This is a genomic window from Sporosarcina sp. NCCP-2222, assembly GCF_023168145.1.
Taxonomy (GTDB): domain Bacteria; phylum Bacillota; class Bacilli; order Bacillales_A; family Planococcaceae; genus Sporosarcina.
The window spans coordinates 282992-294490 of sequence record NZ_BQYK01000002.1 but is presented as its reverse complement, the minus strand read 5'-3'; the positions used below and the strand labels follow the sequence as shown (position 1 = coordinate 294490).

24 protein-coding genes are annotated in these 11499 nt (G+C 45.0%); 23 read left to right on the top strand and 1 reads right to left on the bottom strand.

Features of this window, described 5'->3' with window-relative positions; translation table 11 throughout:
- The first annotated feature begins 24 nt into the window (after positions 1 to 24).
- From rpsJ to NCCP2222_RS05380, 23 genes are read left to right on the top strand one after another with little or no spacing between them, the layout of a single operon-like run.
- Entirely contained in the window at positions 25 to 333 is a 309-nt protein-coding gene (rpsJ, locus tag NCCP2222_RS05490; protein WP_042478628.1) for a 30S ribosomal protein S10, read from the top strand.
- Positions 334 to 374: 41 nt separating this feature from the next.
- A complete protein-coding gene (rplC, locus tag NCCP2222_RS05485; RefSeq protein WP_248510333.1) occupies positions 375 to 1004 on the top strand; it encodes a 50S ribosomal protein L3 in 630 nt (209 codons plus the stop codon).
- A gap of 25 nt (positions 1005 to 1029) precedes the next feature.
- Positions 1030 to 1653 carry a 50S ribosomal protein L4 gene (gene rplD, locus NCCP2222_RS05480; protein WP_238080293.1) on the top strand — a complete coding sequence of 208 codons (624 nt, stop codon included), beginning with the start codon at positions 1030 to 1032 and terminating at the stop codon, positions 1651 to 1653.
- Positions 1653 to 1937 (top strand): 50S ribosomal protein L23, encoded by a 285-nt coding sequence (rplW, locus tag NCCP2222_RS05475; protein WP_248510330.1) that lies wholly within the window; start codon positions 1653 to 1655, stop codon positions 1935 to 1937. The genes rplD and rplW overlap by 1 nt, the downstream gene beginning before the upstream one ends.
- A 33-nt stretch (positions 1938 to 1970) precedes the next feature.
- A complete protein-coding gene (gene rplB / locus NCCP2222_RS05470; RefSeq protein WP_207959150.1) occupies positions 1971 to 2801 on the top strand; it encodes a 50S ribosomal protein L2 in 831 nt (276 codons plus the stop codon).
- Between the two features lie 60 nt (positions 2802 to 2861).
- Positions 2862 to 3140, top strand: a complete 279-nt coding sequence (rpsS, locus tag NCCP2222_RS05465) for a 30S ribosomal protein S19 (protein WP_184209341.1) — start codon at positions 2862 to 2864, stop codon at positions 3138 to 3140.
- 19 nt (positions 3141 to 3159) lie between these two features.
- On the top strand, positions 3160 to 3504 hold the full coding sequence (gene rplV, locus NCCP2222_RS05460) for a 50S ribosomal protein L22 (protein WP_207959146.1): 345 nt from the start codon (positions 3160 to 3162) through the stop codon (positions 3502 to 3504).
- A 3-nt stretch (positions 3505 to 3507) separates the two neighbouring features.
- The gene (rpsC, locus tag NCCP2222_RS05455; RefSeq protein ID WP_248510328.1) at positions 3508 to 4164 is read left to right on the top strand and encodes a 30S ribosomal protein S3; all 657 of its coding nucleotides are present in this window, start codon (positions 3508 to 3510) and stop codon (positions 4162 to 4164) included.
- A 1-nt stretch (position 4165) separates the two neighbouring features.
- Positions 4166 to 4600 carry a 50S ribosomal protein L16 gene (gene rplP, locus NCCP2222_RS05450; protein ID WP_184209335.1) on the top strand — a complete coding sequence of 145 codons (435 nt, stop codon included), beginning with the start codon at positions 4166 to 4168 and terminating at the stop codon, positions 4598 to 4600.
- Positions 4590 to 4790 carry a 50S ribosomal protein L29 gene (rpmC, locus tag NCCP2222_RS05445; RefSeq protein WP_025783856.1) on the top strand — a complete coding sequence of 67 codons (201 nt, stop codon included), beginning with the start codon at positions 4590 to 4592 and terminating at the stop codon, positions 4788 to 4790. The genes rplP and rpmC overlap by 11 nt, the downstream gene beginning before the upstream one ends.
- A 17-nt stretch (positions 4791 to 4807) precedes the next feature.
- Positions 4808 to 5071 (top strand): 30S ribosomal protein S17, encoded by a 264-nt coding sequence (gene rpsQ / locus NCCP2222_RS05440; RefSeq protein ID WP_184209333.1) that lies wholly within the window; start codon positions 4808 to 4810, stop codon positions 5069 to 5071.
- Between the two features lie 39 nt (positions 5072 to 5110).
- Positions 5111 to 5479 (top strand): 50S ribosomal protein L14, encoded by a 369-nt coding sequence (gene rplN, locus NCCP2222_RS05435; RefSeq protein WP_184209331.1) that lies wholly within the window; start codon positions 5111 to 5113, stop codon positions 5477 to 5479.
- A 35-nt stretch (positions 5480 to 5514) separates the two neighbouring features.
- Positions 5515 to 5880, top strand: a complete 366-nt coding sequence (gene rplX / locus NCCP2222_RS05430) for a 50S ribosomal protein L24 (RefSeq protein ID WP_248510326.1) — start codon at positions 5515 to 5517, stop codon at positions 5878 to 5880.
- A gap of 27 nt (positions 5881 to 5907) precedes the next feature.
- Entirely contained in the window at positions 5908 to 6447 is a 540-nt protein-coding gene (gene rplE, locus NCCP2222_RS05425; RefSeq protein ID WP_248510325.1) for a 50S ribosomal protein L5, read from the top strand.
- A gap of 19 nt (positions 6448 to 6466) precedes the next feature.
- Complete coding sequence (rpsN, locus tag NCCP2222_RS05420) at positions 6467 to 6652, top strand: 30S ribosomal protein S14 (RefSeq protein WP_066366377.1); 186 nt, start codon at positions 6467 to 6469, stop codon at positions 6650 to 6652.
- A gap of 29 nt (positions 6653 to 6681) precedes the next feature.
- On the top strand, positions 6682 to 7080 hold the full coding sequence (rpsH, locus tag NCCP2222_RS05415; RefSeq protein ID WP_184209324.1) for a 30S ribosomal protein S8: 399 nt from the start codon (positions 6682 to 6684) through the stop codon (positions 7078 to 7080).
- Between the two features lie 30 nt (positions 7081 to 7110).
- Positions 7111 to 7650, top strand: coding sequence for a 50S ribosomal protein L6 (rplF, locus tag NCCP2222_RS05410; protein ID WP_248510324.1), 540 nt, complete (start codon positions 7111 to 7113; stop codon positions 7648 to 7650).
- 33 nt (positions 7651 to 7683) lie between these two features.
- Entirely contained in the window at positions 7684 to 8046 is a 363-nt protein-coding gene (gene rplR, locus NCCP2222_RS05405) for a 50S ribosomal protein L18 (RefSeq protein WP_207959139.1), read from the top strand.
- 22 nt (positions 8047 to 8068) lie between these two features.
- Positions 8069 to 8569: a 30S ribosomal protein S5 gene (gene rpsE, locus NCCP2222_RS05400; RefSeq protein WP_248510323.1), complete on the top strand. Its 501-nt coding sequence runs from the start codon at positions 8069 to 8071 to the stop codon at positions 8567 to 8569.
- A 13-nt stretch (positions 8570 to 8582) separates the two neighbouring features.
- The gene (gene rpmD, locus NCCP2222_RS05395) at positions 8583 to 8765 is read left to right on the top strand and encodes a 50S ribosomal protein L30 (RefSeq protein WP_238080285.1); all 183 of its coding nucleotides are present in this window, start codon (positions 8583 to 8585) and stop codon (positions 8763 to 8765) included.
- A gap of 33 nt (positions 8766 to 8798) precedes the next feature.
- Positions 8799 to 9239, top strand: a complete 441-nt coding sequence (gene rplO, locus NCCP2222_RS05390) for a 50S ribosomal protein L15 (RefSeq protein ID WP_207959137.1) — start codon at positions 8799 to 8801, stop codon at positions 9237 to 9239.
- Positions 9239 to 10531 carry a preprotein translocase subunit SecY gene (secY, locus tag NCCP2222_RS05385; protein WP_238080284.1) on the top strand — a complete coding sequence of 431 codons (1293 nt, stop codon included), beginning with the start codon at positions 9239 to 9241 and terminating at the stop codon, positions 10529 to 10531. The genes rplO and secY overlap by 1 nt, the downstream gene beginning before the upstream one ends.
- 51 nt (positions 10532 to 10582) lie before the next feature.
- Complete coding sequence (locus NCCP2222_RS05380) at positions 10583 to 11236, top strand: adenylate kinase (RefSeq protein WP_248510317.1); 654 nt, start codon at positions 10583 to 10585, stop codon at positions 11234 to 11236.
- A gap of 17 nt (positions 11237 to 11253) precedes the next feature.
- Here NCCP2222_RS05380 and NCCP2222_RS05375 read toward each other — a convergent pair.
- A partial coding sequence (locus NCCP2222_RS05375; RefSeq protein ID WP_248510316.1) for a hypothetical protein occupies positions 11254 to 11499 on the bottom strand: 246 nt, incomplete at its 5' end.

The window sequence follows — 11499 nt, the reverse complement described above, 5'->3', positions numbered from 1 at the left end:
ATAGGCGAAAAAGGAGGGAAAATAATGGCAAAACAAAAGATTCGTATTCGTTTAAAAGCATATGATCACCGTATTCTTGATCAATCTGCTGAAAAGATCGTTGAAACAGCAAAACGTTCAGGTGCTAGCGTATCAGGTCCGATTCCGTTGCCAACTGAAAGATCTGTATACACGATCCTTCGTGCGGTACATAAGTACAAAGATTCGCGCGAGCAGTTCGAAATGCGTACGCATAAACGTCTAATCGATATCGTCAATCCGACACCACAAACTGTTGATGCATTGATGAAACTTGACTTACCGTCAGGCGTAGACATCGAAATCAAACTTTAATCTTACCAATACAAAACAAACTATTTCAGGAGGTGTGACAAATGACCAAAGGAATCTTAGGAAGAAAAGTCGGCATGACGCAAATCTTTGCTGAAAACGGCGATTTGATCCCAGTAACTGTGATTGAAGCTGCTCCAAACGTTGTTCTTCAAAAGAAGACAGTTGAAACAGACGGCTACGAAGCAATCCAGCTTGGATTCGATGATAAACGTGAAAAGCTTGCGAACAAACCTGAAAAGGGACACGTTGCAAAAGCTGAAACGGCACCTAAGCGCTTCATCCGTGAATTCCGCGGAGTGGATGTAGCTGGGTACGAAGTTGGTCAGGAAGTCAAAGTTGACGCATTCGCTGAAGGCGATATCGTTGATATTACAGGAGTATCAAAAGGAAAAGGATTCCAAGGTGTTATTAAACGCCACGGACATTCCCGCGGCCCAATGAGCCACGGTTCCCGTTTCCACCGTAAACCAGGTTCCCTAGGAGCTGTTGACGGACAACGCGTATTCAAAGGTATGAAACTACCTGGACGCACTGGCGGGAAAACAATTACTATCCAAAACCTTGAAATCGTACGAGTTGACGCTGAGCGTAACTTGTTGCTAGTTAAAGGTAATGTTCCAGGAGCACGCAAATCATTGATCCAAGTGAAAAGTGCTATTAAAGGGAACTAATTTCTAAAGGAAGGAGGAAACAAGAATGCCTAAAGTATCCGTACTAAACCAGACAGGTTCTTCAGTCGGCGAAATCGAATTGAACGAAGCAATCTTCGGAATCGAGCCGAACGAAGCTGTCCTATTTGAAACATTGGTTCAACAACGCGCTTCTTTGCGCCAAGGTAACCATAAAGTAAAAACTCGCGCGGAAGTAGCCGGCGGTGGACGTAAACCGTGGCGCCAAAAAGGAACAGGTCGTGCTCGTCAAGGGTCCATCCGTTCACCACAATGGCGTGGAGGCGGTATCGTATTCGGTCCAACTCCAAGAAGCTACAGCTACAAACTTCCTAAGAAAGTTCGTCGCTTAGCTCTTCGTTCAGCACTTTCTACAAAAGTACGCGACGAAGAAATCATCGTATTGGAAGGCCTAGCTTTCGACGCACCAAAAACAAAGGAATTTGTAAAAGTGCTTGAAAACCTTTCTATCGAGAAAAAAGCATTGTTCGTAACTGCTGACCTAGATGAAACAGTAGCATTGTCTGCTCGTAACATCCCTGGTGTAAGCGTAGTTACAGCTAACGGCATCAATGTTCTTGACCTTGTCGCTCATGATAAGCTTGTCATCACAAAAGGTGCAGTTGAAAAATTAGAGGAGGTGCTTGGTTAATGGAAGCACGTGATGTACTGAAACGTCCGGTCATTACCGAGCGTTCTTCTGAACAAATGGAGTTAAAAAAATACACTTTCGAAGTTGATACACGCGCTAACAAAACGCATGTAAAGCAAGCAGTCGAAGAAATCTTCGGCGTGAAAGTGGAAAAAGTCAACGTTCAGAACTACAAAGGTAAGTTCAAGCGTATGGGCAAACATGCTGGTTATACGAACAAGCGCCGTAAAGCGATCGTTACGTTAACAGCAGACTCCAAAGACATCGAACTATTTGAAATGTAATTGAAACGCAATTAAACGAAGGAGGGAACACCAATGGCGATTAAGAAATACAAACCTACCTCCAACGGACGTCGTAACATGACTAGCTCGGACTTCTCTGACATCACGACAGATAAGCCGGAAAAATCATTGCTTACACCGCTCAAACGCAAAGGCGGCCGTAACAACCAAGGTAGGATGACTGTTCGTCACCAAGGTGGAGGCCACAAGCGCCAATACCGTGTCATCGATTTCCAACGTCTGAAAGATGGCATTCCAGGACGCGTTGCTACGATCGAATACGATCCAAACCGTTCTGCTAACATCGCATTGATTAACTATGCAGATGGAGAAAAACGCTACATCCTAGCACCAAAAGGTCTAGAAGTAGGCATGACAATCATGTCTGGACCGGAAGCTGATATCCGTGTAGGAAACTCACTTCCACTAGAAAACATTCCAATGGGTTCTACGATCCACAACATCGAGTTGAAGCCTGGTAAAGGCGGACAGCTAGTACGTTCTGCAGGTACATCTGCACAACTTCTAGGTCGTGAAGGCAAATATGTCATCATCCGTCTACAATCTGGTGAAGTTCGTATGGTTCTAGCTACTTGCCGCGCTACAATCGGCCAAGTTGGTAACGAGCAGCACGAATTGATCAACATCGGTAAAGCAGGTCGTTCTCGTTGGTTAGGCAAGCGCCCGACTGTTCGTGGTTCTGTCATGAACCCTAACGATCACCCACACGGTGGTGGTGAAGGACGTACACCAATCGGCCGTCCGACTCCTGTTACACCTTGGGGCAAACCGGCTCTTGGCTACAAAACTCGTAAGAAAAACAACAAATCCGACAAACTTATCGTTCGTCGTCGTAAAAAATAATGTGATAGCACTGCGGTTCAATGATTGGGCCGTAGTACAATCACGGAGGGAGGTTTCGACATGGGCCGCAGCTTGAAAAAAGGACCTTTTGCAGATGATCATCTATTGAAAAAGGTTGATGCACAAAAAGATGCACCAAAAAAACAGGTTATCAAAACTTGGTCTCGCCGTTCTACTATCTTCCCGTCTTTCATCGGATTGACGATTGCTGTATACGACGGACGCAAACACGTACCTGTTTATGTGACTGAGGATATGGTTGGTCACAAATTGGGCGAATTCGTACCTACGCGCACTTACAAAGGTCATGGTGCCGACGATAAGAAAACAAAACGCTAATTGAGAGGAGGTATTCCTGATGCAACAAGTAAAAGCTACTGCCCGCACAGTCCGCATTGCTCCTCGCAAAGTCCGTTTGGTCGTTGATCTTATCCGGGGCAAGAAAATCGGTGAAGCTGTCGCGATTCTACGCCTGACGCCTAAAGCGGCATCTCCGGTTGTAGAAAAAGTATTGAAATCAGCAATTGCAAACGCTGAACACAACTATGAAATGGATGTCGAAAACCTCATCGTAAGCGAAGTATTCGTTGATGAAGGTCCGACAATGAAACGTTTCCGTCCACGTGCACAAGGGCGTGCAAGTGCGATCAACAAACGTACTAGCCACATCACTGTAGTGGTATCTGAAAAGAAGGAGGGATAATTCGTGGGTCAAAAAGTACATCCTAACGGTTTACGGGTTGGCATCATTCGTGATTGGGATTCGAAGTGGTATGCAGAAAAAGACTACGCAGACCTATTACACGAAGACTTGAAAATCCGTGAATATATCGAACAACGTCTTGTTGACGCAGCACTTTCCAAAGTGGAAATCGAGCGTGCAGCAAAGCGTGTTAACATTACTATTCACACTGCGAAGCCAGGTATGGTGATCGGTAAAGGCGGTTCTGAAGTCGAGGCACTTCGTAAACAGCTTAACGAAATCACTGGCAAGCGTGTTCACATCAATATCGTTGAAATCAAACGTGCAGATCTTGACGCGAAATTGGTTGCAGAATCAATCGCACGTCAATTGGAAAGCCGTGTATCTTTCCGTCGTGCACAAAAACAAGCGATCCAACGCACAATCCGTGCTGGCGCTAAAGGTATCAAAACGCAAGTATCCGGACGTCTTGGCGGTGCCGACATCGCTCGTGCGGAACACTACAGCGAAGGAACTGTTCCTCTCCATACATTACGTGCTGACATCGACTATGCACACGCAGAAGCCGATACTACTTATGGTAAGCTAGGCGTTAAAGTATGGATCTACCGGGGAGAAGTCCTTCCAGTGAAGAAGAACTCTGAGGAAGGAGGCAACTAATATGTTAATGCCTAAACGCGTTAAACACCGTCGTGTATTCCGTGGCAAGATGCGCGGTATGACAAAAGGCGGCGCAAAAGTTCAATTCGGTGAATTCGGCATCCAAGCTACTGAATCTGGCTGGATCACAAACCGTCAAATCGAATCTGCCCGTATTGCGATGACACGTTACATGAAGCGTGGCGGTAAAGTATGGATCAATATTTTCCCGCATAAACCATATACGAAAAAGCCTCTTGAAGTCCGGATGGGTTCCGGTAAGGGTGCTGTTGAAGGCTGGGTAGCAGTTGTTAAACCTGGTCGAGTAATGTTTGAAATTGCAGGTGTGTCTGAAGAAGTTGCACGTGAAGCACTTCGACTCGCATCGCACAAACTGCCTGTAAAGAGCAAGTTTGTTAAACGTGAAGAAATTGGTGGTGAGTCTAATGAAAGCTAATGAAATCCGTGACTTGACAACTGCAGAAATCGAGCAAAAGGTAAAATCACTGAAAGAAGAGCTTTTCAACCTTCGCTTCCAATTAGCGACAGGACAATTAGAAAACACTGCACGCATCCGCGAAGTTCGCAAATCGATTGCGCGCATGAAAACTGTAATACGTCAAAGAGAGATCAGTGCAAATAACTGATGAAGGAGGTTGCAGCCATGACTGAGCGTAACCAGCGCAAAGTATATACAGGCCGTGTCGTATCCGACAAAATGGATAAAACAGTTACCGTAATGGTAGAGACACACAAAAAGCATTCTTTATACGGCAAGCGTGTAAAGTATTCAAAGAAATTCAAAGCACATGATGAAATGAATGAAGCGAAAATCGGCGATATCGTTCGCATTATGGAAACTCGCCCACTATCAGCAACAAAACGTTTCCGCCTCATCGAAGTAGTCGAAAAAGCGGTCATCATTTAATAACGTTCGGAAAGTAAATTCCGAGAGGAGGTAGCCTCAATGATTCAACAGGAAACTCGTATGAAAGTTGCCGACAATTCAGGTGCGCGTGAAGTTTTAACAATTAAAGTACTTGGTGGTACTGGACGCAAAACTGCGAATATCGGTGATATCGTCGTTGTTACGGTCAAGAAAGCAACACCAGGCGGCGTTGTCAAGAAAGGTGACGTTGTTAAAGCTGTTATCGTCCGCACGAAAAGCGGAGTGCGTCGTAAAGATGGCTCCTACATTACGTTCGACGAAAACGCATGCGTAATCATCCGTGATGATAAGAGCCCACGTGGAACTCGTATTTTCGGACCAGTTGCCCGCGAACTTCGCGACAACAACTTCATGAAGATCATTTCACTAGCTCCAGAAGTTCTTTAATCACATGACAGTGCCAATCAAGGAGGTGCGATACAATGCACGTTAAAAAAGGCGATAAAGTAAAAGTTATCACTGGGAAAGACAAAGGTAAAACTGGCGTCATCCTCTCAGTACTTCCAAACAAAGAACGAGTTCTTGTCGAAGGTGTTAACATCGTCAAAAAGCATACAAAACCGAACCAAGCAAATCCTCAAGGAGGCATTGTGAGCATGGAAGCAGCTATCCATGTTTCTAATGTAATGCTCATCGATCCAAAATCGGGCGAACCTACTCGCGTCGGTTACAAATACGAGGAAAAAACGGAAAGCGGCAAAACATACCGCATCAAATCCCGTGTTGCTAAAAAGTCCGGCGAAGTACTTGACGTAATTAGCAAAAAAGAACTTAAAGAAAAAAAATAATCTCTTGAAGAAGGGAGGTTCTTTAGAATGAGCCGTCTGAAAGATAAATTCGTAAAAGAAATCACACCTGCTCTTATGAGCAAGTTTGAATATAAGTCTGTCATGCAAGTGCCGAAAGTCGAGAAAATCGTCATCAACATGGGTGTAGGTGACGCAGTTCAAAACTCAAAAGCACTAGATGCGGCAGTAGAAGATTTAACAACTATCTCTGGTCAAAAGCCAGTAGTTACAAAAGCGAAGAAGTCAATCGCTGGATTCCGTCTACGTGAAGGTATGCCAATCGGAGCGAAAGTAACGCTACGTGGAGATCGCATGTATGAATTCCTTGACAAGCTGATCGCTATTTCACTTCCTCGTGTACGTGACTTCCGTGGTGTTTCTAAAAAAGCATTCGATGGTCGCGGCAACTATACGCTAGGTGTTAAAGAACAGCTCATTTTCCCTGAAATTGACTACGATAAAGTATCAAAAGTACGTGGAATGGATATCGTCATCGTTACGACTGCAAACTCCGATGAAGAAGCACGTGAGTTATTGACGCAGTTCGGCATGCCGTTCCAAAAGTAAATAAAAGGGAGGCGAAAACGTGGCTAAGAAATCAATGATCGTTAAACAGAAACGTACGCCAAAGTTCAAAGTACAAGAATATACACGTTGCGAGCGCTGTGGTCGTCCGCACTCCGTATATCGTAAATTCAAACTTTGCCGTATTTGTTTCCGCGAACTTGCATACAAGGGACAAATCCCAGGCGTCAAAAAAGCTAGCTGGTAATCCCCTAACTTGGGAAGGAGGTTAATGGAATGACAATGAGTGATCCGATTGCAGATATGCTTACACGCATCCGTAACGCGAACATGGTTCGCCACGAGAAGCTTGAGGTACCTGCTTCAAATATGAAAAAAGAAATCGCAGAAATCTTGAAGCGTGAAGGTTTCGTACGCGATGTCGAATACGTGGAAGATAGCAAACAAGGCATCATCCGCATTTTCCTGAAATATGGTCAAAACAACGAGCGTGTTATCACTGGTCTTAAACGTATTTCAAAACCGGGTCTTCGCGTTTATGCAAAAACGAACGAAGTGCCTAAAGTTTTGAATGGTCTAGGTATCGCCCTCGTTTCCACGTCACATGGTCTCCTTACAGATAAGGAAGCTCGTGCAAAACAAGTAGGCGGAGAAGTCGTAGCTTACGTTTGGTAATCCGCAACAATAGAATGGAGGTGCAATTGAATGTCCCGTATTGGCAAAAAGCCGATTGAGGTGCCTGAAAACGTAACTGTCACTATTTCTGATGACAACCACGTTACTGTAAAAGGACCGAAAGGCGAACTTACAAATACATTTAACACTGATATCAAAATCGAACAAGAAGGCAACGTTATCACTTTGGTCCGTCCTTCTGACGCGAAAGAACACCGTTCCATCCACGGAACAACTCGTTCACTTTTGAACAACATGGTCGTAGGTGTATCTCAAGGATTCGAGCGTACTCTTGAACTTGTCGGGGTAGGTTACCGTGCACAACTTCAAGGTAATAAGCTTGTATTGAACGTTGGATACTCTCATCCAGTTGAATTCACACCAGAAGAAGGAATCCAAGTTGAAGTTCCTTCCAATACAAAGATCATCGTTCGTGGCATCAACAAAGAGCGCGTAGGTGCTCTTGCTTCGAACATCAGACAAGTACGTCCACCAGAGCCTTACAAAGGTAAAGGTATCAAGTACGAAGGCGAACAAATCCGCCGCAAAGAAGGAAAAACAGGTAAATAATGCCGCTTAAGGCATCCGGAAGGAGTGACCACGATGATCACAAAACAGGATAAAAACGCTGTACGTAAAAAACGTCACGCACGTGTGCGTACGAAAATCAGCGGATCCGCAGCGCGTCCACGTTTGAATGTGTACCGTTCAAATAAACATATCTATGCACAATTGATCGATGATGTGAATGGCGTTACGATTGCAAGTGCTTCCACTATGGATAAAGAGTTCGGTGCTGACTCAAAAGGCAATGCTGAAGCAGCAGCTAAAGTCGGCGAAATGATCGCGAAAAAAGCCGTTGAAAAAGACGTCAAGTCAGTCGTTTTTGACCGTGGCGGATACCTATTTCACGGCCGTGTCAAAGCTCTTGCGGACGCAGCACGCGAAAATGGACTGGAATTTTAATTAAGAAGGAGGGACATATTTCATGCGTCGTAATGATCAGATTAAAAGTGAATTCGAAGAACGCGTAGTTACGATTAACCGCGTAGCGAAAGTGGTTAAAGGTGGACGTCGTTTCCGTTTTACTGCACTTGTCGTAGTCGGAGATAAAAACGGCCGTGTCGGTTTCGGAACTGGTAAAGCACAAGAGGTTCCAGATGCAATCCGTAAAGCTATCGAAGATGCGAAGAAAAACTTGATTCAAGTGCCAATGGTACAAGGAACTACACCACACGAAGTACTAGGACGTTTCGGTGCTGGACAGATCCTTATCAAACCAGCAGCACCTGGTACTGGAGTTATCGCCGGAGGACCTGTCCGTGCGGTACTAGAACTAGCAGGAATCACGGATATCCTTTCAAAATCTCTAGGTTCTAGCACACCAATCAACATGGTCCGTGCAACAATTGAAGGGCTGAAGAGCTTGAAACGCGCAGAAGACGTAGCAAAATTGCGCGGCAAATCCGTAGAAGAACTGTTAGGTTGAGGGGGGAAATACAATGGCAAATAAACTTGAAATCACCCTTACTAAAAGTGTGATCGGTGCTAAACCGGCACAACGCAAAACAGTTGAAGCATTAGGTCTGCGCAAATTAAACCAAACGGTTGAACATGAAGATAACGTCGCAATCCGCGGCATGATCAACAAAGTCAGCCACTTGGTATCTGTAAAAGAACAATAATCCACATTTTCGAATAAGGAGGTGCCGATAAGGATGAAATTACACGAAATGAAACCAGCCGAAGGCGCACGTAAATCACGTAAGCGTATTGGACGTGGTATCGGTTCCGGTACTGGTAAAACTTCCGGTAAAGGTCACAAAGGTCAAAAAGCTCGTTCCGGCGGCGGCGTTCGTCTCGGATTCGAGGGTGGTCAGCTTCCACTTTTCCAACGTCTTCCTAAGCGTGGATTTACGAACATCAACCGTAAGGAATACGCGATCGTTAACCTTGAAACTCTTAACCGTTTTGAGGATGGCACGGAAGTAACGCCTGAATTGCTAGTCGAAACAGGAATTGTGAGCAATGAAAAATCCGGTATTAAGATTCTTGGTAATGGGACTCTTGAGAAAAAGATCACTGTCAAAGCTCACAAATTCTCCGCTTCTGCTAAAGAAGCAATCGAGAAAGCGGGCGGGCAAGCCGAGGTGGTATAATGTTTCAGACAATCTCCAACTTTATGCGCGTTAGAGATATTAGGTCTAAAATCATTTTCACACTACTTGTGCTCATCGTTTTCCGGCTCGGAACTTTCATTCCAGTGCCGAACGTTGACGCGACTGCTTTACAAGCAACGAATAACCAATTTATCGGTTTCTTAAACACATTTGGTGGTGGGGCATTATCCAAGTTCTCTATCTTCGCGATGGGAATCATGCCTTACATCACCGCATCCATCATCGTGCAGTTATTGCAGATGGATGTCGTTCCGAAATTTACAGAGTGGGCGAAGCAAGGGGATGTCGGAAGACGGAAGCTTGCCCAGTTCACACGTTATTTCACTGTTGTTCTTGCTTTTATCCAAGCGATCGCTATGTCATTCGGGTTTAACCAAATGTTCGGCGGCACGCTGATCAAGGATGAAGGCATTTCAACTTACATCGTAATTGCAATCGTTCTGACAGCAGGAACTTCATTCTTGTTGTGGCTGGGTGAACAAATTACCGCAAAAGGTGTCGGTAATGGAATTTCCATTATCATCTTTGCTGGTATTGCGGCGGGTATCCCGAACGCGGTTAACCAACTGTATGCCACTCAAATTCAAGATGCGGGCGACCTGCTATTCATCCGTATTGCAACGATGGCACTATTATTGATTGTTATTATCGCAATCATTGCTGGTGTCGTTTACGTACAAGAAGCGCTTCGTAAAATTCCAATTCAATATGCAAAACGAGTGACTGGCCGCGGTCAAACAACTGCAGGACAACAAACTCATTTGCCATTGAAATTGAATGCAGCCGGAGTTATTCCAGTAATCTTTGCCGTGGCATTTTTCATCACACCACAGCAATTGGCGGCATTTTTCGGCGAGAACAGCGTAACGAAGTTCATCACTCGGACATTCGATTACACACATCCTGTCGGAATGATCATTTACGTAGCATTGATCCTTGCGTTCACCTATTTCTATGCATTCATTCAAGTGAATCCAGAAAATATGGCGGACAACTTGAAAAAGCAAGGTGCTTACATCCCGGGCATTCGTCCAGGACAAAACACACAAAAATACTTGACTAGCACTTTGTACAGACTGACATTCGTCGGCTCCATCTTCTTGGCGCTCGTCGCAGTCATGCCGATTTTCTTCATCAATCTAGCCAACCTTCCACAGTCGGCTCAGATCGGTGGAACGAGTTTGCTCATCGTCGTCGGGGTTGCCCTTGAGACTATGAAGCAGTTGGAATCCCAACTCGTAAAAAGGCATTACAAAGGCTTCATGAAATAAATCCGTATAGGTTTGTCCCTATCGGTGTAATATGGATGGAGGGCAAGACGTATGAATATCGTATTAATGGGTCTACCTGGAGCCGGAAAAGGCACACAGGCAGACAAAATTGTCGAAAAGTACGAAATCCCTCATATTTCTACAGGCGATATGTTCCGTGCTGCAATAGCAGAAGGCACGGAACTTGGAGTCAAAGCAAAGTCGTTCATGGATCAAGGCGCACTTGTGCCTGATGAAGTGACTATCGGAATCGTTCGTGAACGATTAAGCAAGTCGGATTGCGACAAAGGTTTCCTTCTAGATGGATTTCCTCGCACAGTGCCTCAAGCCGAGGCGCTCGATCAGCTTCTCGCTGATATGGGACGGAAAATCACAGATGTTCTGAACATCAAAGTCGAAAAGGAAGAACTGATCGCAAGATTGACCGGTCGCAGAATTTGCAAAGTATGCGGCACATCCTATCATTTGCAGTTTAATCCACCAAAAGTGGATGGAATCTGTGACAAGGATGGCGGGGAACTTTATCAGCGAGCGGATGATAATCCGGAAACTGTCACGAACCGTCTGGAAGTAAATATGAATCAAACAGCACCGCTCTTAGCGTTCTATGATGCAAAAGGCGTGCTTTCAAATATTGATGGTGAGCAGGACATCAATGACGTTTTTAAAGATTTGGACGCAATCCTTAGCGAAAGCGCACAGTGATCCTTTCCGGGCACAATTCATGCACGCCTTCTGTAAAGGGCAGCACTTGCTGCACGGAAAGTAAGATTAACGAGCTGCAAAAGCATATGATGCCCGGTATAGGAACTGGTAAGAGCCCGATGATGATTCGCACCAGATCGAATCAAATGCAATTCGCCATGCGAGTGGCTATAATGTATTTGTCGAAAAGGTCTAAAACGAATTCGGGGTTCCTCCACGGCAATCCTGTCGGTCGTGTCTATTCCGATGCGATATTCCACAAC